The following is a 19,898-nucleotide window of genomic DNA, read 5'->3' as shown; positions in this document are numbered from 1 at the left end:
CGGCCTTGGGATGTACTTTGGGAGTACCCGGCCGGATCGCTGGAACGCATCGAAATCCAGCCTCTCAAACCATAATTCGCCGCCTCTCGCAATGCAGTAGTAGGGCGCACAGCGATGCATTACCGGCTAATCTGCCGATGTGACATTTTCCCGTGAAATCAGGCAAAAGGGCTGGCTTTGCAGCCCTGCGGCGCTTGACAGGCGGATTGCCCGATGTAGGCACAGACAGGGCGCGCCCGAGAGGCCTGATTCGCATGATGGAACGGCCGTTCCGGTGTCGGGATTGCTGTAGGATTGCCTTCAAGGTGCCGTCATTGCCGTATCAGTCGGCTGTTCGACCGACATCGCCGAGAAACCGCTGACGAGAATATCCAAGCGAATGCTGGAGGATCGACCCTGACAGGGCCTTCGAAACACCGGGCGAGAGTGGCTGCAAGCCGCGACAACCCGTTTGCCGCCGGCCTAGGCCGCCTGCTGGCGGGTTGTCTTGCCATCGCCTTGCTGCTGGGCTCGACGGCGGCCGCCAACGCCCAGGGCGCGGTGCGCTCGGTCCATGGCGACTGGCAGATCCGCTGCGACACCCCGCCCGGCGCGCAGGCCGAGCAATGCGCCCTGATCCAGAGCGTGGTGGCGGAAGACCGCTCCAACGCCGGCCTTACCGTGATCGTGCTGAAAACCGCCGACCAGAAGAGTAAGCTGATGCGGGTGGTGGCGCCGCTCGGCGTGCTGCTGCCGTCCGGCCTCGGCCTGAAGCTCGACAACGTCGATGTCGGCCGCGCCGGCTTTGTGCGCTGCCTGCCCAACGGCTGCGTTGCCGAAGTCGTGATGGACGACAAGCTGCTCGGCCAGCTCCGCACCGCCAAGACCGCTACCTTCATCATCTTCGAGACCCCCGAAGAGGGCATCGGTTTCCCGCTCAGCCTGAACGGGCTCGGCGAAGGCTATGACAAGTTGCCGTGAGGCGCGCCTTTTCGTCCTCTCCCTTTTTGCCGCGACAGTGCCTATCTTTTGATATCGTTGCCCCGGCCGGGCGCGCACTTCGCGCGAGGTCGGCCCCATAACCACAGGTTACCGCATTGTAAGAAGACGTTTCCGCGAGTCTTTCTTAAAATGCGAGACCTGTGGCCATGGGTTCCCGCGTTGGCGGGGACGACGAGAACATCCGCCCAGAACGTTTGCATTGCATCGGAGCCTGCATGACCAATCCCGCCACAACTTCCCTGCTCGATCGCGCCAGCCTCGACCGCGATTCGGTGCGCCATCAGGTGGCGCGCGGCCTTGAAGGCGCCGACGACGGCGAGTTGTTCCTGGAATACAGCCAGACCGAGGCGCTGATGTTCGATAACGGCCGGCTCAAGCAGGCCACCTATGACACCTCGCAAGGTTTCGGCCTGCGCGCGGTCAAGGACGACGCGGTCGGCTATGCGCATTCGTCCGATGTCTCGCTGCCGGCGCTGATCCGCGCCGCGGACGCGGTGCATGCGGTTCGCGGCGGCTATAGCGGCAATTTCGCAGGCGCACCGGCGCACACCAACGTGCGGCTCTATGGCGACGACAATCCGCTGGACGCGCCGGGCTTCGAAGCCAAGATAAAGCTGCTGGCCGAAATCGACGCCTACGTTCGCGACAAGGATCCGCGGGTGCGGCAGGTGACGGTGAGCCTGGGGGCGACCTGGCAAGTCGTCGAAATCCTGCGGCCCGATGGCGAGAGCTATCGCGATATTCGCCCCCTGGTGCGCGTCAATATCTCGGTGGTCGCGGGCCAGGGCGATCGCCAGGAAAGCGGCAGCAAGGGCTATGGCGGCCGCGAAGGCTATGCGCGCTTCATCGAGACCAAGTCCTGGCGCGAGGCCGCCGATGGCGCGATCCGCGAAGCCATGGTCAATCTCGAATCGGTCCCGGCGCCGGCCGGCGAAATGGACGTGGTGCTCGGGGCCGGCTGGCCCGGCGTGATGCTGCATGAAGCGGTCGGCCACGGCCTCGAAGGCGATTTCAACCGAAAGCAGACCTCGGCGTTCGCCGGCTTGATGGGCCAGCAGGTCGCGGCCAAGGGCGTCACCGTGGTCGATGACGGCACCATGGCGTCGCGTCGCGGTTCCCTGTCCATCGACGATGAGGGCACGCCGACCAGCCGCACGGTCTTGATCGAGGACGGCATTCTGGTCGGCTACATGCAGGATCGCCAGAATGCGCGATTGATGAACATGAAGCCGACCGGCAACGGCCGCCGCCAGGGTTATGCGCATGTGCCGATGCCGCGCATGACCAACACCTACATGCTGGCGGGCAGCCGCGATCCGGCGGAGATTCTTGCTTCGGTCAAAAACGGAGTCTACGCCGCCAATTTCGGCGGCGGCCAGGTCGACATCACCTCGGGCAAATATGTGTTCCAGTGCACCGAGGCGTATAAAATCGAGAACGGCAAGATCGGCGCACCGCTGAAGGGCGCGATGCTGATCGGCAACGGGCCGACCGACCTGCATCGCATCACCATGATCGGCAACGATCTCGCGCTCGATACCGGCATCGGCACCTGCGGCAAGCACGGCCAGGGCGTGCCGGTCGGCGTCGGCCAGCCGACGCTTCGGATGGAACGCATCACGGTCGGAGGCACCGGCTCATGAGCATCAAGAAGCAAGCCACAGCCGTCCCGGCGACCAGCAGCTGGCGTGCGCTGTTCGTTCAGTTCGCGGCAGTCGTGCTGGCGGTTTTTATCGCCAAGGGCGCGCTCGCCGAACCGTTCTATGTGCCGTCGGGCTCGATGGAGCCGACGCTGTTGATCGGTGATGCCTTGCTGGCGTCGAAATATCCCTACGGCTACGGCACCGCCTCGCTGCCGATCCAGATCAGCCTGCCCGAGACCGGCCGCGTGTTCGGCGAAACGCCGAAGCGTGGCGATGTCGTGGTGTTCCGCTGGCCCGGTGACCGGTCGCAAGCCTGGGTCAAGCGCGTCGTCGGCCTGCCCGGCGACCGCATCCAGATGCGGCAGGGCCAGCTCTTCATCAACGACCGTGCCGCGTCGCTGAAGCCCGATGGCATCGGCGAAGCCGAAGACGACAATGGTGGCAGCGAAACCGCCTCTCGCTACATCGAGACCTTGCCGGGCGGCGTCAGCCACGAGATCTACAAGATGCGCGACAATGGCCCGCTCGACAACACGCCCGAAGTGACGGTGCCGCCGGGCCGGCTGTTCGTGATGGGCGACAATCGCGACAACTCCGCCGACAGCCGCGTTCCGCTCCGTGAAGGCGGGGTCGGATTGCTGCCGACGGACAATCTGATCGGCCGCGCCGACGCCGTCGTCGGCTCATGGGACCTTGGCATACGCAGCCGGCCGGTATGGACCTGGCTGTCCGGTTTCCGCGGCTCGCGGTTTTTCACGGCGGTGCGTTGAACGCCTCCGGTTTCCTCGCCACGGCATTTCGCAATCCGGTCAATGAAGCGATTGCCGATGAACTATCCCGCCTGGCGCTACCGGATGCCTGGATCGTCTCCGGATGCCTGGTGCAAACCGCCTGGAATGTGCTGACAACGCGCGCCGTCGATCATGGCATCAGCGATTACGATATCTTCTATTTCGATTCCGACACTTCATGGCAGGCCGAGGACGCGGTGATCCGGCAATTGCAGGGCCGGCTTGCCAAAACCGGCGCCAGGATCGAGGTCCGCAACCAGGCGCGGGTCCATCTCTGGTATCCGGAAAAGCATGGACTGCCCTACCCTGCGCTGCATTCCTCCACGCAAGGCATCGACCGCTTCCTGACCAAGAATACCCAGGTCGGAATCCGCCCCGCCCTGGACGGCCACGATGTTTACGCGCCGAACGGATTTGACGATATCGCCGGCATGATCGTGCGGCCGAATCCCGGACCGAATTTTTCGGCTGACAATTACAATGCGAAGGCAGCGCGCTGGAAAAAACTATGGCCGGAACTCACGGTGCTGCCCGCGGAGACCGCGATACCCGCTAGCGCACCACGCCCGAGATAAAACCGGGCTTGCGCCGCGGCGGCTTGATTTCCTTTTTCAGGAAACAATGCGCTTCTTTCCCGACATATCCCGGCCGGGCATAGGTCCAGGCCCGGCATTTGTTGTCGCCGGTGCAGGCCGCCTTGCAGGCTTCGTCGCCCTCGCTTTTTTTCAGTTCGAAACTGCGGTAGTCGCCGCCGGACCGGTCGATCGAGGTCTCGATCGCCCCGTTGCGCAGTTCGACCACGCCGGCGCCGCGCACGCCGGAAACACAGCAGCTGTCCTCGGTGCGCGGCGGCACGTTGCTCTTCAGCCAGCACACCGCGCCGCCAGCGGCGTCGGTCGGGTAGTTGAAGCTCCAGGCACGGCAGCGCTTGTCGCGCTCGCACACCAATGCGCAATCCGCCGGATCGCCCGAAGCGACCGGCGAACTCTGATAATCGCCCCCCGGACGATCGAAATTGGCCTGCGCCAACACCGGTTGCGTGGCCATAACGGCCGCCGAAAAAGCGAATAGCACCAAACACGCCCTGAGCAGGCGGCCTCTCCACATACGCGATTGCTTTCAACAATTGGCCGCGCCGCTGCGCGCGGGCTGCCATTTGATCGCCATCTACCTGTACGGCGGATGAACGGCGCAAGATCCGGCCGGCAAAAGCCCCGCCGGCAAGGACCTGCAACAGATTGATCTAAAATGCATATTCATCATAGGCCGGTTCCACCGAGCCGTGCCACGGGCCGTGGAATTTCTCCAGCATCTCCTCGGCGGGCACGCGCCCGGTGTCGATAATCCGCTCCAGCGGTTCAAGATGACGGCTCTCGTCACGGCCGGCATGATCGACGCGGGCGCGCCGCCTCAGGCCCGAATGCGCCAGCGCCACGCACTCCTTGGCGATTTCAAACAAATAGCGGTCCTTGATCCTGGCCTTGAAGCCCAGGCGCGGCACGTCGTCGCGCAACGCCTGACGCTCGTGCGCGCTCCAGTGCCTGGCGATGTCCCAGGCGGCGTCCAGGCTGGCGTCGTCGTAGAGCAATCCGACCCAGAACGCCGGCAGCGCCGGCAGCCGTCCCCACGGCACGCCGTCGGCGCCGCGCATTTCCAGATAGCGCTTCAGCCGCACCTCGGGGAAAATCGTCGAGAGGTGGTTGGCCCAGTCCGACAGCGTCGGGCGCTGGCCGGGAAGCGAGTTGTTCCGGCCCTCGAAGAAAGCCCGGAACGACGATCCGGCGACGTCGATATATTGATCGCCGCGCTTGACGAAGTACATGGGAACGTCGAGCGCGTAATCGACCCAGCGCTCGAACCCCATGCCGTCCTCGAACGCCCAGGGGATCATCCCCGCGCGGGCGTTGTCGGTGTCGCGCCAGATCTCGGAGCGAAATGACAGGAAGCCGTTGGGCTTGCCTTCGGTGAACGGCGAATTGGCGAACAAAGCGGTGGCCACCGGCTGCAGCGCCACCGATACCCGCAGCTTCTTGACCATGTCGGCTTCCGACGAGAAGTCGAGGTTGGTCTGCACCGTGCAGGTCCGGTACATCATGTCGAGGCCGTAGCGGCCGACCTTCGGCATGTAGTTGGTCATGATCTGGTAGCGGCCCTTGGGCATCATCGGAATCTGCGCCCGCGACCACGACGGCGTCATGCCGAGCCCGAGAAAACCGATTCCTAAGGGAGTCGCGATCTCGCGCACCTGCGCCAGATGCGCCATCAGTTCAGATTGGGTTTGATGCACGGTTTCCACCGGCGCACCGGACAGTTCGAACTGGCCGCCGGGCTCCAGCGAGATCGCGCCGCCGCCGGTGACGTCATAAAGGCCGATGATACTGCCGCGCTCCATGATCGGCTCCCAGCCGAGCAGGAGCTTCATGCCTTCCAGCAGCGCGCCGATGCCGCGCGCACCCTGGTAAGGCACGGGATGATGGTCTTGCAGCGTGAACGGCGTCTTCTCGTGTTCGGTCCCGATCCGGAATTCGGACCTTGGTTTCACGCCCGCTTCGAGCCACGCCACCAATTCGTCGCGCGACTGCAGCGGCGTCATATCGATCTGGTCACGCGCCATACTAGTTCCGGATCAAGAGCGCTTCGACCGAACGCGCGCGGTGTCGGGGATGTCCGCGGACCGACCGGCCCGAAGACGCTGAAGGGGACAACGGGTTCATCGCGCGGACGCGCCGTCCGCCATGGCGGGCGCCTGGACCTCGTCGCAGGAGCAGCCCAGCCGGTCGAGCAGGCCGCAAAGCTTCAACGCATCCGCATCGGACAGTTTCGAGCCGACATGCTTTTCGATCGCCGCGGAATACGCGCTCCACATCTTCTTCTGCAGTTCGCGTCCGGTTTCGGTGATCTCGACGAACTGGCCCCGCTTGTCGATCTTGCACTCGCGGCGCGCCGCCAGCCCTTCGTCCACCAGCCGGTCGATTAGGCGCGAGGTCGAATATTGCGGAATCAGCATCTGCTTTTCCAGTTCGACCGGACGCATTTCGCCGGACGGCGCGCGCGACAGTTCCAGCAGCGCGTCATACCAGGCGAGCGGCGGAAAGCCGGCCTTTTTCAAGTCCTGCTCGACGGCGTCAAGCACCCGGCTCTGCAGCCGCATCAGGCGGATCCAGGCGGCGGTGACCTCGGTCGATGGTTTGCGTTTCATGGCAGAGTCCATATGTCAGGCAGCAGTGTAGCTCACTAAATGCACCTGCATCAATCTTGACTATTGCATGCAGATGCATTTAGTCATCCGGCCGCCCATCGCCAATAATTCACAGGAAGGAAAATTCCGATGAAACTGTATTATTCGCCCGGAGCCTGTTCGCTTTCCCCCCACATCGCGCTGCTGGAAGCCGGTTTGCCCTACGACCTGGTCAAGGTCGACCTGCGAGCCAAGAAGCTGGAAAACGGCGACGACTTCCTGAAAGTAAATCCCAAGGGCCAGGTGCCCGCACTCGCCCTCGACAGCGGCGAGTTGGTGACCGAAGGGCCGGTCATCGTGCAGATGATCGCCGACAAGGCTGCCGACAAGCACCTTGCGCCGGCCCGCGACAGCGCCGAGCGCTACAAGCTGCAGGAGTGGCTCACCTACATAAACAGCGAATTGCACAAGAACATTGGCCCGATGTTCAGCCCGGTGCTGTCGGATGATGCCAAGGCCTTCTTCAAGGATCGGGCGATGGGCAAGTTCAAATATCTCGACGGCCAGCTGGCCGGCCGCAACTATCTGATGGGCAAGCAGTTCACCGTCGCCGACGGCTATCTGTTCACGATGCTGTCCTGGGCCGAGCGGATGAAATTCGATATGTCGGCACTACCGACCCTGCTCGCCTACCAGGCCCGCGTCGCCGCGCGCCCGAAGGTCAGGGAAGCGCTGGTCAAGGAAGGCCTGATAAAGGCGGCGTGAGTTGCTACGAATGACGCGATAAAGCAAAGGGCCGGATCGACGATCCGGCCCTTTTCAATTTATCGTCATGCCCGGCCTTGTGCCGGGCATGACGCAAAGAGAGAGTGGTTTCTTACGCCGCCGCCAGCTTCTTCGGCGGGAAGCGGCCGTAGAAGGTCTCTCCCTTGGCGGCCATGTCGATCAGGAGCTTCGGCGGCGTGAAGCGCGAGCCGTATTTGGCTTCCAGCTTGCGGCAAAGCTCGACGAAATTCTTGGTGCCCATGAAATCGATATAGGACAGCGTGCCGCCGGTGAACGGCGCGAAGCCAAAACCGAGGATCGAGCCGACGTCGGCCTCGCGCGGATCGGTGATGACGTGATCCTCCACGGTACGCGCGGCTTCCACCGCCTGCACCACCAGGAAGCGCTGCTTCATTTCCTCGATGTCGAGGGTATCCGGATCGAGATGCTTCGGCTGCAGCCCGGCCAGCGCCGGCCACAGGCTCTTCTGGCCCTTGCCTTTCTCGGGATAATCGTAAAAGCCCTTGCCGTTCTTGCGGCCGAAGCGGCCCTGCTTCTCGACCATCTCGACCAGGAGCTTCTTCTGGCTCTGGTCGATGGCGTTGGCGCCGAGATCGGCCTCGGTCGCCTTCATGATCTTGAGCACCAGGTCGAGCGCCACTTCGTCCGACAGCGACAGCGGCCCGACCGGCATGCCCGCCATCTTGGCGGTGTTCTCGATCATCGCCGGCGGCACGCCCTCCATCAGCATTTCGAGGCCTTCGGCGGTAAACCGCAACACGCAGCGATTGGCGAAGAAGCCCCTTGAGTCATTGACCACGATCGGGGTCTTGCCGATCACGCGCACGTAGTCGAGCGCGGTGGCGAGTGCGACATCGCCGGTGTTCTTGCCGACGATGATTTCGACCAGCATCATCTTCTCGACCGGCGAGAAGAAATGGATGCCGATGAACCTGCTTTGGTCCTTGAATTCTTCCGCCAAGGAGTTGATCGGCAGGGTCGAGGTGTTGGAGGCAAAGATCGCATCGGGCTTCAACAGCGGCTGCGCCTTGGCATAGGTTTCCGCTTTCACCTTGCGGTCCTCGAACACCGCCTCGATGACGAGATCGCAATCCTTCAACACGCTGTAGTCGGCGGTGGCGCTGATGCGCGACAGGACGGTATCGCGGTCGCTTTCCCTGGCCCGGCCCTTGGCGATCAAATCGTCGAACACGGATTTGGCGTGACCGTTGCCCTTGTCGGCGCTCTCCTGGTCGCGGTCGATCAGCACCACGTCGATGCCGGCGCGCGCCGAAACGTAGCCGACGCTGGCGCCCATGAAGCCGGCGCCGATAATCGCCAGCTTCCTGACCTTGGTCGGCGGCACGTTTTGCGGCCGCCGCGCGCCCTTGTTCAATTCCTGCATCGACAGGAACAAGCTGCGGATCATCGCGGCGGCTTCCTTGCTGCGCAGGACCTGGGTGAAGTAGCGCGATTCGACCCGCAATGCGGCGTCGATCGGCAACTGCAATCCTTCGTAGACGCACTGCATGATGGCGCGCGCGGCCGGATAATTGTCGTAGGTCTCGCGGCGGAAGATCGCGTTGCCCGCCGGAAACATCATCATGCCGGCCTTGGAATAGACCGGCCCGCCCGGCAGCTTGAACGCCTTGTCATCCCAGGGCGCGACCGCCTTGCCGCCGCCCTTGATCCAGTCTTTGGCCGACTTGATGAGATCGGCAGCCGGCACGACGGCGTCGATCAGCTTGAGCGACAAGGCCTTGGCCAGATTGATCGCCTCGCCCTTGAGCAGCAACTGCATCGCATCCTGCGGCGGCACGATGCGTGGCACGCGCTGGGTGCCCCCGGCGCCGGGAAACAGCCCGACCTTGACTTCGGGCAATCCAAGACGGGTCTTGGGATTGTCGGCGGCGACGCGGTAATGGCACGACAGCGTCAGTTCGAAGCCGCCACCGAGCGCCAGCCCGTTGATCGCGGCGGCCCACGGCTTGCCCGAGGTCTCGATGCCGCGAAACACCTGCGAGAATCGCCGACTCTGGTCGAACAGCATCTGGTTGGCGGCGACATCGCCCTTGGTTTTCAGCATCTCGGCATATTGCCGGCTCATGCCTTCGAGCATCGACAGATCGGCGCCGGCGCACAGGGCTTCCTTGCCCGAGGTGATGACGACGCCCTTTACCGCGCCGTCGGCGGAGGTCTGCTTCACGATCTCCTCGAGTTCGTTGATCGAGGTCTCGTCCAGCACGTTCATCGAACGGCCCGGTGTGTCCCATGTCACCAGCGCAATGCCGTCGGCGTCGGTCTCGAGCTTGAAATTCTTGAAGGCCATTGTCGTCGCTCCCTAAACCCGCTCGATGATGGTCGCAGTGCCCATGCCGCCGCCGATGCACAGCGTGACCAGCGCGGTCGATTTGTTGCTGCGCTCGAGTTCATCGAGCACGGTGCCGAGAATCATCGCACCGGTGGCACCGAGCGGATGACCGAGCGCGATGGCGCCGCCGTTGACGTTGATCTTGGCGTTGTCGATGTCGAAAGCCTGGATGTAGCGCAGCACCACCGAGGCGAAGGCCTCGTTCAATTCAAACAGGTCGATGTCCGACAGTTTCATGCCGGAGCGCTCCAGCACTTTCCTGGTCACGTCGACCGGCCCGGTCAGCATCATCGCCGGCTCCGAACCGATATTGGCGAAGGCGCGAATCTTCGCACGTGGCTTCAGGCCGGCCGCAGCACCCGCCTCCTTGTTGCCGACCAGCACCGCGGCGGCGCCATCGACGATGCCGGAGGAATTGCCGGCGTGGTGCACGTAGTTGATGCGCTCGATCTCGGGGTGCGACTGGATCGCCACCGCGTCGAAACCGCCCATCTGTCCGATGGTCGCAAACGACGGCTGCAACTGGCCGAGCGACTGCATCGTCGTGGTGGGCCGCATGTGCTCGTCCCTGGCCAGGATGGTGAGCCCGTTGACGTCCTTGACCGGGACCACCGAATTCTTGAAGCGGCCCTCGTCCCAGGCTTTGGCCGCGCGCTGCTGGCTCTGCACCGCATAGGCGTCGACATCGTCGCGCGAAAACCCGTACTTGGTGGCGATCAGGTCGGCCGACACGCCCTGCGGCATGAAATAGGCCGGCACCGCGATCGACGGATCCATCGGCCAGGCGCCGCCCGAAGCCCCGATGCCGACGCGACTCATCGATTCGGCGCCGCCGCCGATGGTCATCTTGTGCTGGCCCGACATCACTTGCGCCGCCGCGAAGTTCACCGCATCGAGGCCCGAGGCGCAGAAGCGGTTGATCTGGATGCCCGGCACATCGTTGCCGTAGCCCGCACTCAGCGCCGCCATCCGCGCGATATCGCCACCGGCCTCGCCGACCGGATCGACGCAACCCAGGACCACGTCGTCGATGGTGCCGGGCTTGAGGTTGTTGCGCTCCTTCAGCGCCTTCAACGGCGCCGTCGCCAGCGCCAGCGCGGTCACCTCATGCAGCGCGCCGTCGGTCTTGCCGCGGCCGCGCGGCGTGCGCACGTGATCGTAGATATATGCCTCGGGCATGGGGTCCCCCCTCGATCGGTGAAATTGGTTTCGCGCCGGGATCCGCCGCGAGTTCGAAAGACAATCAGAAAGCTTCCGCGGGCAACTCCATGGTGGTCGCGCTTCCGGTCTGGATGCGCGCCAGATGCAGCGTCGTTTCCGGCAGCATCCGCTCCATGAAGAATTTTCCGGTCACCAGCTTGGTGGTCAGATAGGGTGTGGCGCCGGTGCTTGCAATCTTGTCCTGGGCTACTTTCGCCATCTTCGCCCACATGTAGGCGAAGGTCACGAGGCCGAACAGCTGCATGTAATCGGTAGCACCCGCGCCGGCGTTGTCGGGCTTCATCATCGCGTTCTGCATCAGCCAGGTGGTGGCCTGCTGCAAATGGCCGAGGGCGGTGCTGAGCGGCGCGACATAGGGCTTCATCGCTTCATCGGCGCCGTGATCCTTGGCAAAACCCGCGACCTCGCCGAAGAACGCCATCACGGCGCGGCCGCCGTCGCGCGGCAATTTGCGTCCGACCAGGTCGAGCGCCTGAATGCTGTTGGCGCCCTCGTAGATCATCGCGATGCGTGCATCGCGCACGAACTGCTCCATGCCGTTCTCGGCGATATAGCCGTGGCCGCCGAACATCTGCTGCGCCAGCACCGCATTGGAAAACCCGACATCGGTGAGGACGCCTTTCAGCACCGGCGTCATCAGCCCCATGTGATCGTCGGCTTCCTGGCGATCCTTGGGGTCGCTGGAGCGATGCGCGACATCGCTTTTCAGCGAAGTCCACACCACCATCGCGCGCGCCGCCTCGTTGAAGGCGCGAATCGTCAGCAGCGTACGGCGCACGTCGGGGTGCACGATGATCGGATCGGCCGGCTTGTCCGGCGCCTGCGGCCCCGACAGCGCTCGGCCTTGCAGACGGTCGCGGGCGTAAGCGGCGGCGTTCTGATAGGCGACCTCGGATTGCGCCAGCCCCTGCACCGCAACGCCAAGCCGCGCCTCGTTCATCATCACGAACATGCCCTGCATGCCCCGGTTTTCCTCGCCGATCAGCCAGCCGGTAGCGCCGTCGTAGTTCATCACGCAGGTGGAATTGCCGTGAATGCCCATCTTGTGTTCGATCGACCCGCAGGACACGCCGTTGCGCGCGCCGAGCGATCCGTCGGCATTGACCAGGACCTTCGGCACCACGAACAGCGAGACGCCCTTGATGCCGCTGGGGGCGCCCTCGATTCGCGCCAGCACCAGATGGATGATGTTTTCAGCCAGATCATGCTCGCCGGCGGAGATGAAAATCTTGGTGCCGGTGATCTTGTAGCTGCCGTCGGCCTGCTTGGCGGCCTTGGTGCGCAGCAGCCCCAGATCGGTGCCGCATTGCGGCTCGGTGAGATTCATGGTGCCGGTCCATTGTCCGGCCACCATCTTCGGCACGAACATCGCCTTCTGCTCGGGCTTGCCGTGCACCATCAGGGCGGCGGTCGCGCCCATGGTCAGGCCGCTATACATCGAAAACGCCATATTGGCCGAGATCTGGAATTCGCCGACCGCCTGAGACAGCGTCACCGGCAGGCCCTGCCCGCCATATTCCGCCGGCGCCGACAGGCCGAGCCAGCCACCTTCGGCCACCTGTTTGAAGGCTTCCTTGAAGCCCTTCGGGGTGGTCACGGAGCCGTCACTGTTGTGGGTACAGCCTTCGAGATCGCCGACGCGGTTGAGCGGCTGCAGCACCTGTTCGGCGAGTTTGGCTGCTTCATTCAAGATCGCCTCCCGCACGTCGGCGGAGGCATCGCTGAACCCGGGAAGATTGTCGTAGCGGTCGATCTGAAAGACGTCGTTGAGCAGGAAACTGACATCTTCCAGGGGGGCTTTGTAGCTCGGCATGGCAATCCTCGCAGGGGTAGCTGGCGGCGCTTCGTTTAGGGGAGATTTTGCAGTGCAGCAATCGGCTAGTTCCAAAAGACCTTAGACAAAAGCGGCAGGCGGCGGCAGCCATCGCGACAACTTGACCGGGCCAGCGCCCGAAGCCGGCCCGACCCGGCCGATCTCGCCGCCAGGACAACCTCGGGACAGCTTCGAGCCAGCTTCAAGGCAACTTTCAGGGCCGGCCGTCCAATTCCTTAACCCGTTGTTTACCGTAACACGAAAAAGTCGGTCCCCGAGGCAGACGACCCGCGCGGAATTCGATTGACTCGTCTCAAGGGACGCGCGGGGCGGCTGATGGCGCAGGTGGAGCGCCGGGGTCGGAACCGGACGAAAACATGAATTCGCGCGTGCCGTGGAGTGTTGAGGGCATCGATCCATCCGTCCGCGAAAGGGCCGAGGCTGCCGCGCGACGCGCCGGCATGTCGCTCAGCGACTGGCTCAATGCCACCATCGGCGAATCCGCCCCTCCCAGCTTCCGCGCCGACCCGAATCAACGGCCGATGCCGCCGAGCCAGGAAAGCCGGGACGTCGCCGACATCCACCAGCGGCTGGATTCGATCACCCGCCAGATCGAGCAGATTTCGCGCCCGGCGCCTCGCCAGGACACATCTCGCCAAGACACATCTCGCCAGGATACGCCGCGCAGCGAGCCCGGTGTCGCCCGGCAATTGAACGACGCCATCTCGCGCCTCGATGCGCGGCTGTCGCAGATCTCGAACCCCGCTCCGGCAAGGCAAGCCCAGCTTCAGAGCGCGCAGCGCAAGACCGATCAGGTCGAGCGCGCCGCCGCCCAGGTCTATCGCCCTTCGCCGCCGCTCAATCCGGGGTCGCTGGACTTCGCGATCGCAGAAGTCGCTGCGCGCCAGAGCGAACTTGACTACACCGCCCCGCGGCCGATGCCTCCGCGCGCCACCCAGCCGATGGCGCCCGCAATGCCGGCGGGCCCGGATTTTTCCACGCTCGAACGCCATTTGTTCAAGATCACCAGCCAGATCGAAGCGCTGCAGCGTCCCGACGGAATCGAGCAATCGATCGCCGCATTCCGCGGCGAACTGTCGGAGATTCGTCACGCCATCACCGAGGCGATGCCGCGCCGGGCGATCGAATCGATCGAGAACGAAATCCGCTCGCTGTCCCGCCGTATCGACGACACCCGGCAGAGCGGCATCGACAGCCAGGCCCTGAGCGGCATCGAACGCGCCCTAAGTGAGATTCGCGAAGCGCTGCGCTCGCTGACCCCGGCGGAGCAATTGACCGGCTACGACGAGGCGATCCGCAGTCTCGGCGGCAAACTCGACCTGATCCTGCGCAACAGCAACGATCCCGCCACGGTGCACCAGCTCGAAGGCGCGATCGCCGCACTTCGCTCCATCGTTTCCAATGTCGCCTCCAACGACGCGCTGGCCCGGCTCAGCGACGACCTCCACACGCTGTCGTCCAAGGTCGATCTGCTTTCCCGCTCCGAAGGCCAGGGCAATTCGCTCGCGATGCTCGAACAGCGCATTGCCGCGCTGACCTCGACGCTGGAAAGCCGCGAGCAGCCGGCGGTCAGCCAGAACACCGAACAATACGAGGGCACGCTGCGGGCCCTGGCCGATCGCATCGACCGCATGCCGGTCGGCAACGACAGCGCCTCGGCGTTTGCGCATCTTGAACAGCGGGTGTCTTATCTGCTCGAGCGCCTCGAAGCCGCCAGCGATAGCCGCGGCGGCAATCTCGGGCGGGTCGAGGACGGACTGCAGGACATTCTGCGTCATCTCGAAACCCAGCATGCCAGCCTCGCCGCGCTGGCCGGCAACGGCCGCAGCGAAGCGGCACCGACCGACAGCGGCCTGGTCGATATCGTCAAGCGCGAATTGTCCGATATCCGCTTCAGCCAGTCGGAAATCGATCGCCGCACCCAGGATTCGCTCGAAACCGTCCAAAATACCCTCGGCCATGTGGTCGACCGTCTGGCGACGATCGAAGGCGATCTGCACAACGCGCGTTCCGCGCCGGCCTCGCAACCCGCTCCGCCGCAAGCCGCCGCGCCGCGCTTTGCGATGCCGCCGCAGCCGAAGCCCGAATTGCCGAATCCGGCCGCAGCCGAACAGTATTTTGCGGCCGCACCGCGCGAGTTTCACGTCGCGCAAACCCCGACCGCTCCCGCGCCGGCCGCCGCCGCGCCGCCGATGGCGATCAGCGAGATTCTGGTGCCGCATACCCCGTCGCGCGAGGTGATCGAGCCCGATCTGCCGCCCGACCACCCGCTTGAGCCGGGGACGCGGCCGTCCGGCCGCGCGGCTTCGCCATCCGAGCGCATTGCGGCTTCCGAAAACGCGATCAGCGAAATTCCGGCAACCGCGCGCGAACTCGACAACACCTCCAGCTTCATTGCCGCCGCGCGCCGTGCCGCCAAGGCCGCCGCGGCCGCGCCGGTCGGCGAAAAGGTTGCACGCCCGCTCAAGGATGCCGCCAACGCCAAGGAACCCTCGACGATCACCACCAAGATTCGCTCGCTGCTGGTCGGCGCGAGCGTGGTGGTGATCGTGCTCGGCACCTTCAAGATGGCGATGACGCTGCTCGACGGCGGCAATCCGCCGCCGATGCCTGCGATGGAGAATTCGAGCGAGCCACCGGCTCAAGCGCCCGCCGATGACGGCGCCAAACCCGCCGCACCGGCGCCCGCCGCGCCGTCGATGAACCCGCCGGCACCGATCGGCCGGCAATCGCTCAATCGTTCCGTCCCGAACATCCCCGACAGCACCGCGTCGGTGGCGATCCCGCAGGCCGCAGCGGCGCTCACGGGATCGCCAATATCCGCCAGCGACATTACCGGCGCCATTCCGGCGGCGCCCACAGTGCCCGGCAACCACAAGCTTGCCCAGGTGCAGATCCCGCCAACCGAGAGATTGCCGGATGCGATCGGCGGACCGGTGCTGCGCGCGGCCGCGCTCAAGGGCGATCCCACCGCCGCCTTTGAGATCGGCCTGCGTTTTGCCGAGGGCAAAGGCGTCACAGCGAATTTCGACGAAGCCGCGAAATGGTATGACCGCGCGGCGCAAGCCGGCGTGGTGCCGGCGATCTTCCGGCTCGGGACCCTCTACGAAAAGGGCTTGAGCGTGAAAAAGGACGTCGACATCGCGCGGCGCTACTACATCCAGGCCGCCGAGCGCGGCAACGCCAAGGCGATGCACAATCTGGCCGTGCTTGACGCCGACGGCGGCGGCAAGGGCGCCAACTACAAGAGCGCGGCGCAGTGGTTCCGCAAGGCCGCCGACCGCGGCGTCGCCGACAGCCAGTTCAATCTCGGTATCCTCTATGCCCGCGGTATCGGCGTCGAACAGAACCTCGCCGAATCCTTCAAATGGTTCAGCCTCGCCGCAGCCCAGGGCGACGCCGACTCGATCCGCAAACGCGACGATATCGCCAAGCGGCTCGACGCCCAGTCGCTGGCGGCGGCAAAGCTCGCGATCCAGACCTTCACCCCGGAACCGCAGCCCGACGACGCCATCAACGTCGCGAGCCCGGCCGGCGGATGGGACACCGCGCCGGTGCAGGCCACCACGGCAAAGCCCGCGGCGAAACCGGCTTTGACCAAGCGCGCCGCCCGTTAATCCTGATTATTCACCACATCGGAAATTGCGCGGCAGGCGGCGCGAGAAAAACCGCCCGTCCGCGGATTCTTTAGTCCCTCCCGGCGGCGATTTCGGTTATGCAGGGACGCAAGCGGTTGATCCGCGTTCGCGCGTATTCCGCGTCCAAAACCACCATGCCATGAGCGGTTTCGGCCAGCCTCAAGGCTAAATCTTAAAGCAAAGCGCGCGTGCAAATTTACCTCCCGATCGCCGACATCCCGGTCAATATTTTCCTCATCCTGGCGATGGGCGCGGCCGTGGGTTTCGTATCCGGCATGTTCGGCATCGGCGGCGGATTCCTGATGACGCCGCTGTTGATCTTTGTCGGCATCGCGCCGGCGGTCGCGGTCGCCTCCGTCGCCAGCCATATCGCGGCCTCGTCGTTTTCCGGTGCGCTGTCGTACTGGCGGCGGCGCGCGATCGATCCGGCACTGGCGCTGGTGCTGTTGAGCGGAGGCGTCGTCGGCACCACGCTCGGCGTGTGGACCTTCACGCTGCTGCGCTCGCTCGGCCAGCTCGATCTGTTGATTGCACTGTCCTACGTTGTCCTGCTGACCACGGTCGGCGGATTGATGTTCTGGGAGGGGCTGCGCGCGATCATGCGGGTGCGGCGCGGCGTGGCGGTACCGATGCGCCGCTCGGGCAGCCACGGCTGGATCCATGGACTGCCGCTAAAGATGCGCTTCAAACGATCCAAGATCTACCTGTCGGTGATCCCGGTCGTTATCGTCGGCGTGATCATCGGCTTCATCGGCGCGGTGATGGGCATCGGCGGCGGTTTTATCCTGGTCCCGATCATGATCTATTTGCTGCGGGTGCCGACCTCGACCGTGATCGGCACCTCGATGGTGCTGACGCTGATCACCATGCTGTTCGCCACCATGCTGCACGCGGCCACCAATCATCTGGTCGATGCGGTGCTGGCGCTGATCCTGATGGTCGGCGGCGTCACCGGCGCCCAGTTCGGCGCCCGCGCCGGCCAGAAGATCCGCGGCGAACATCTGCGATTGCTGCTCGGCCTGCTGATTCTCGCGGTCGGAATCCGTTTTGCGATTGAACTCGTGATCCGCCCCGACGATCTCTTCACGATACGGGAAACCGGAGGCGCCGGATGATCGCGCGCGCGCCATTCACGGCGGTTGGGCTGGCGCTGCTGCTGGGCGCGGTCTTCGCCACGCCGCCTGCGCGCGCCGAGCGGCTGATCGTGTCGGTCTCCAACCACCGCGTAACCGTGACGCCGAACTATTCCGGCGAGGAACTGGTGCTGTTCGGCTCGGTCGAAAAGGACGCGACCACGCCGGCCAGCCGCACTAGTTACGATCTCGCGGTGACCGTGAGCGGCCCGCACGCCGACATGGTGACGCGCCGCAAGGAACGCAGGTTCGGCATCTGGGTCAACACCGACTACCGGCAATTCCTCCAGGTGCCGACCTATCTGGCGCTGTTTTCCAACCGGCCATTCGACGAAATCGCTTCGCCGGAGGTGCAGCGGCGCCAGCAACTCGGTCTCAACAATGTGCAGCTGACCCAGCGCGTCGGACCCGATTATGCCGACGTGGTGCCGAACGATGCGTTCCGCAGCGCCTTTGTGCGGCTGCGCTCCGAGCACGGCCTTTATCGCGAGGCGACGTCCGCGGTGACGTTCCTGACGCCGACCTTGTTTCGCACCGGCATTCCGTTGCCGGGCGAGGTGCCGATCGGAACCTACGACGTCGAGATCAAGCTGTTTTCCGATGGCGTACTGGTGACACGCACCGAGACCGCATTCGAGATCGTCAAGGTCGGCTTCGAGCAGTTCGTCGCCACCAACGCCCGCCAGAACGGCTTTGTCTATGGATTGGTCACGGTCTTCATGGCGATGATGTCCGGATGGATGGCGTCGATCGTGTTCCGCAAGGATTGATGCGGTCGCCTCCCTCGCTCCGCCCTTGCGGGGAGAGGGTCGGGGTGAGGGGCTCGTTCAACAAGCGGACTCGTGGATAGTCCCCCTCCCCGGATTGCTTCGCAATCCGACCTCTCCCCGCAGGCGGGGAGAGGTAAGAGATGCCGCGCAACCGTCTAGAGAGACAACCCTGCCACCATCGCCACGACGCTGAGCAGCATCGCGCCGGTCGAGAGCCATCCCAGCCAGTACAACGGACCGCCGATGACGAAGCGGCCCATCACGTCCTTGCGGCGCGCCATGATCATCAGCAGCACCATCACCGGCACAGCGAGCACGCCGTTGACCACGGCACTCCAGTACAGCGCGGAAATCGGATTGATCGGGGTGAAGTTGAGCGCGATGCCGATTGCCGCCGACAGCGCCAGCACGGCATAGAACGCGACCGCCTCTTTCGGCTTGCGCGCGAGGCCGACCGGCCATCGACGGCCCTCGCCCACCGCATAGGCAGTGGCGCCGGCGAGCACCGGTATGGCCAACAGCCCGGTGCCGACGATGCCGAGCGCAAAGATGACTTCCGCGAACGCGCCCGCGAGCGGACGCAGCGCTTCGGCGGCCTGCGCCGAGGTCTGGATATCGGTCTTGCCGGCGGCGTGCAGCGTCGCCGCGGCGGTCCAGATGATCGACAGCGCGATCAGGTTCGAGAACGCCATGCCGACGACGGTGTCGGCGCGGATGCGATGGAATTCCTTTTGCGCGCCGTAATGCCTGTCGATCAGCGGCTGCTTGGTGACATCGACGCGCTGGTCTTCGGCTTCCTGCGAGGCCTGCCAGAAAAACAGGTAGGGCGAGATGGTGGTGCCGAAAATGGCGACGATGGTGGTGAAATAGTCGCTGCTCCAGGTGATGCGCGGCAGCAGCGTGCCGGCCAGCGCCTCGCGCCACGAAACATGCGCGAACGCCAGCGCGCCGACATAGGCGAACAGGCTGAGCGTCAGCCATTTCAGCACCGAGACGTAGCGCTTGTAGTCGAGGAAGACCTGCGCCACCACCGATGTCACCCCGAACACCAGCACGTAGACAATGCCGGGGCCCCCGATCAGCAGCCTGGTCGCATCCGCCATCGCACCCAGATCAGCGGCGATGTTGATGGTGTTGGCGATGAACAACAGCGCCACCACCACATTGAGCAGCAGGATCGAATAGTGCCGGCAGACGTTGCCGGCGATGCCCTGGCCGGTGACACGTCCCACCCGTGCGGAGATTTCCTGGATCGCCGCCATCAGCGGAAATGTCAGCAGCATGGTCCAGCCGACCCCGTAGCCAAGCTGCGCGCCGGCCTGGCTGTAGGTGCCGATGCCCGAGGGATCGTCGTCGGAAGCCCCGGTGATCAATCCGGGACCCAGCGCTTTCAGAAAAGACTGGCGGGGCAGCTTTTTCAGCGCCGGTTTTTGGTCAGCGGTCTTCCTGCCGTGGTTATGTTTGGTCTTGTTGCGATCCGCCATGCCCGGTCCCAGCCGCCGCGACAACGATCCGGACCGCATTCGGTTCCGGCCCGCAAAACTGCCCGAAGCAAGGCCCGGCGGCAAGCGAA

The 19,898-nt window shown here is 64.5% G+C and carries 15 protein-coding genes; 8 read left to right on the top strand and 7 right to left on the bottom strand.

Annotation, left to right across the window (positions count from 1 at the left end):
- The first annotated feature begins 426 nt into the window (after window positions 1-426).
- From E7813_RS13015 to E7813_RS13000, 4 genes are all read left to right on the top strand, one after another.
- Window positions 427-960: an invasion associated locus B family protein gene (locus E7813_RS13015; RefSeq protein WP_291574483.1), complete on the top strand. Its 534-nt coding sequence runs from the start codon at window positions 427-429 to the stop codon at window positions 958-960.
- A gap of 236 nt (window positions 961-1,196) precedes the next feature.
- A complete protein-coding gene (gene tldD / locus E7813_RS13010; protein WP_291574481.1) occupies window positions 1,197-2,624 on the top strand; it encodes a metalloprotease TldD in 1,428 nt (475 codons plus the stop codon).
- The gene (lepB, locus tag E7813_RS13005) at window positions 2,621-3,394 is read left to right on the top strand and encodes a signal peptidase I (RefSeq protein ID WP_291574479.1); all 774 of its coding nucleotides are present in this window, start codon (window positions 2,621-2,623) and stop codon (window positions 3,392-3,394) included. Before tldD ends, lepB begins: the two co-directional genes overlap by 4 nt.
- Window positions 3,340-3,990 carry a nucleotidyltransferase family protein gene (locus E7813_RS13000; RefSeq protein WP_291574477.1) on the top strand — a complete coding sequence of 217 codons (651 nt, stop codon included), beginning with the start codon at window positions 3,340-3,342 and terminating at the stop codon, window positions 3,988-3,990. Before lepB ends, E7813_RS13000 begins: the two co-directional genes overlap by 55 nt.
- Here E7813_RS13000 and E7813_RS12995 read toward each other — a convergent pair.
- From E7813_RS12995 to E7813_RS12985, 3 genes are all read right to left on the bottom strand, one after another.
- A complete protein-coding gene (locus E7813_RS12995) occupies window positions 3,968-4,462 on the bottom strand; it encodes a PAN domain-containing protein (RefSeq protein ID WP_291574476.1) in 495 nt (164 codons plus the stop codon). The two genes, E7813_RS13000 and E7813_RS12995, sit on opposite strands and share 23 nt — an antisense overlap.
- Before the next feature lie 196 nt (window positions 4,463-4,658).
- Window positions 4,659-6,029, bottom strand: a complete 1,371-nt coding sequence (locus tag E7813_RS12990) for a glutamate--cysteine ligase (RefSeq protein ID WP_291574474.1) — start codon at window positions 6,027-6,029, stop codon at window positions 4,659-4,661.
- 96 nt (window positions 6,030-6,125) lie between these two features.
- Window positions 6,126-6,614 carry a MarR family winged helix-turn-helix transcriptional regulator gene (locus E7813_RS12985; RefSeq protein ID WP_291574472.1) on the bottom strand — a complete coding sequence of 163 codons (489 nt, stop codon included), beginning with the start codon at window positions 6,612-6,614 and terminating at the stop codon, window positions 6,126-6,128.
- Window positions 6,615-6,743: 129 nt separating this feature from the next.
- On the opposite strand from E7813_RS12985, the gene gstA reads away from it, so the two are divergent.
- The gene (gene gstA / locus E7813_RS12980) at window positions 6,744-7,358 is read left to right on the top strand and encodes a glutathione transferase GstA (protein ID WP_291574470.1); all 615 of its coding nucleotides are present in this window, start codon (window positions 6,744-6,746) and stop codon (window positions 7,356-7,358) included.
- A 112-nt stretch (window positions 7,359-7,470) separates the two neighbouring features.
- On the opposite strand, the gene E7813_RS12975 is transcribed toward gstA, so the two are convergent.
- The 3 genes from E7813_RS12975 to E7813_RS12965 all read right to left on the bottom strand — a co-directional run bounded on the left by E7813_RS12975 (window position 7,471) and on the right by E7813_RS12965 (window position 12,763).
- Entirely contained in the window at window positions 7,471-9,687 is a 2,217-nt protein-coding gene (locus E7813_RS12975; protein WP_291574468.1) for a 3-hydroxyacyl-CoA dehydrogenase NAD-binding domain-containing protein, read from the bottom strand.
- A gap of 12 nt (window positions 9,688-9,699) precedes the next feature.
- Window positions 9,700-10,908: an acetyl-CoA C-acetyltransferase gene (locus E7813_RS12970; protein WP_291574465.1), complete on the bottom strand. Its 1,209-nt coding sequence runs from the start codon at window positions 10,906-10,908 to the stop codon at window positions 9,700-9,702.
- Window positions 10,909-10,972: 64 nt separating this feature from the next.
- Window positions 10,973-12,763, bottom strand: coding sequence for an acyl-CoA dehydrogenase C-terminal domain-containing protein (locus tag E7813_RS12965; RefSeq protein ID WP_291574463.1), 1,791 nt, complete (start codon window positions 12,761-12,763; stop codon window positions 10,973-10,975).
- Window positions 12,764-13,140: 377 nt separating this feature from the next.
- On the opposite strand from E7813_RS12965, the gene E7813_RS12960 reads away from it, so the two are divergent.
- The 3 genes from E7813_RS12960 to E7813_RS12950 all read left to right on the top strand — a co-directional run bounded on the left by E7813_RS12960 (window position 13,141) and on the right by E7813_RS12950 (window position 18,325).
- Window positions 13,141-16,401: a hypothetical protein gene (locus E7813_RS12960; protein WP_291574461.1), complete on the top strand. Its 3,261-nt coding sequence runs from the start codon at window positions 13,141-13,143 to the stop codon at window positions 16,399-16,401.
- 209 nt (window positions 16,402-16,610) lie between these two features.
- The gene (locus E7813_RS12955; RefSeq protein WP_291574459.1) at window positions 16,611-17,537 is read left to right on the top strand and encodes a sulfite exporter TauE/SafE family protein; all 927 of its coding nucleotides are present in this window, start codon (window positions 16,611-16,613) and stop codon (window positions 17,535-17,537) included.
- A complete protein-coding gene (locus tag E7813_RS12950; RefSeq protein WP_291574457.1) occupies window positions 17,534-18,325 on the top strand; it encodes a TIGR02186 family protein in 792 nt (263 codons plus the stop codon). The genes E7813_RS12955 and E7813_RS12950 overlap by 4 nt, the downstream gene beginning before the upstream one ends.
- A 155-nt stretch (window positions 18,326-18,480) precedes the next feature.
- Here E7813_RS12950 and E7813_RS12945 read toward each other — a convergent pair whose 3' ends face one another.
- On the bottom strand, window positions 18,481-19,848 hold the full coding sequence (locus E7813_RS12945; RefSeq protein WP_291574455.1) for a divalent metal cation transporter: 1,368 nt from the start codon (window positions 19,846-19,848) through the stop codon (window positions 18,481-18,483).
- Window positions 19,849-19,898: the final 50 nt, after the last annotated feature.

Source organism: Bradyrhizobium sp., from assembly GCF_004799405.1.
Taxonomy (GTDB): Bacteria; Pseudomonadota; Alphaproteobacteria; order Rhizobiales; family Xanthobacteraceae; genus Bradyrhizobium.
This window is presented reverse-complemented; position numbering and strand designations above follow the sequence as displayed.

What these genes read in the sequence shown, in the direction of transcription:
- tldD (WP_291574481.1), top strand. Translation starts at nt 1,197, where the DNA reads ATGACCAATCCCGCCACAACTTCCCTGCTCGATCGCGCCAGCCTCGAC.
- lepB (WP_291574479.1), top strand. Translation starts at nt 2,621, where the DNA reads ATGAGCATCAAGAAGCAAGCCACAGCCGTCCCGGCGACCAGCAGCTGG.
- E7813_RS13000 (WP_291574477.1), top strand. Translation starts at nt 3,340, where the DNA reads ATGGACCTGGCTGTCCGGTTTCCGCGGCTCGCGGTTTTTCACGGCGGT.
- E7813_RS12995 (WP_291574476.1), bottom strand. Translation starts at nt 4,462, where the DNA reads ATGGCCACGCAACCGGTGTTGGCGCAGGCCAATTTCGATCGTCCGGGG.
- E7813_RS12990 (WP_291574474.1), bottom strand. Translation starts at nt 6,029, where the DNA reads ATGGCGCGTGACCAGATCGATATGACGCCGCTGCAGTCGCGCGACGAA.
- E7813_RS12985 (WP_291574472.1), bottom strand. Translation starts at nt 6,614, where the DNA reads ATGAAACGCAAACCATCGACCGAGGTCACCGCCGCCTGGATCCGCCTG.
- gstA (WP_291574470.1), top strand. Translation starts at nt 6,744, where the DNA reads ATGAAACTGTATTATTCGCCCGGAGCCTGTTCGCTTTCCCCCCACATC.
- E7813_RS12975 (WP_291574468.1), bottom strand. Translation starts at nt 9,687, where the DNA reads ATGGCCTTCAAGAATTTCAAGCTCGAGACCGACGCCGACGGCATTGCG.
- E7813_RS12970 (WP_291574465.1), bottom strand. Translation starts at nt 10,908, where the DNA reads ATGCCCGAGGCATATATCTACGATCACGTGCGCACGCCGCGCGGCCGC.
- E7813_RS12965 (WP_291574463.1), bottom strand. Translation starts at nt 12,763, where the DNA reads ATGCCGAGCTACAAAGCCCCCCTGGAAGATGTCAGTTTCCTGCTCAAC.
- E7813_RS12960 (WP_291574461.1), top strand. Translation starts at nt 13,141, where the DNA reads ATGAATTCGCGCGTGCCGTGGAGTGTTGAGGGCATCGATCCATCCGTC.
- E7813_RS12950 (WP_291574457.1), top strand. Translation starts at nt 17,534, where the DNA reads ATGATCGCGCGCGCGCCATTCACGGCGGTTGGGCTGGCGCTGCTGCTG.
- E7813_RS12945 (WP_291574455.1), bottom strand. Translation starts at nt 19,848, where the DNA reads ATGCGGTCCGGATCGTTGTCGCGGCGGCTGGGACCGGGCATGGCGGAT.